The 358-nt window shown below is 65.2% G+C and carries 1 pseudogene; it reads right to left on the bottom strand.

Annotated elements, in window-relative coordinates:
- Nucleotides 1-358, bottom strand: a pseudogene (locus AB4Y92_RS26760) (sodium:solute symporter); the annotation flags it as partial.

Here is a 358-nt window from a genome sequence, read left to right as displayed (position 1 = left end):
GCATATGCCGGCATGCTGCGGACGCCGGCGGCGATCGCGAAGAAGCCGAACAGCGCCAGGATGCCGAGCAGGAAGGAATAGGCCGGCAGCATGGCCGCGTTGCGCCGGATGGCCTGACCGCCATTGGCGCTGAGAATGCCGGTGATGGAATGCGGATAGAGGAACAGCGCCAGTGCCGATCCGAGCGCAAGCGTCGCGTAGGTGCTGTAGGCCCCGGTCGAGCCSGGRGCCGGCGTYTCGAGCAGGACCTTCGYGTCCGGYACSGCGGMRAAGATCTTGGCAAAGCCGCCGAGCTGGATCGGGATGRYGATGATCGCGGYRAAGGCRGTGACATAGATCAGGATGTCCTTGACGATCG

This window comes from Lysobacter sp. TAB13 (genome assembly GCF_052113885.1).
GTDB classification, from domain to species: domain Bacteria; phylum Pseudomonadota; class Gammaproteobacteria; order Xanthomonadales; family Xanthomonadaceae; genus Lysobacter; species Lysobacter gummosus.
Note: the sequence above shows the minus strand (reverse complement) of the source record. Positions and strands in the feature narration are given on the sequence as shown.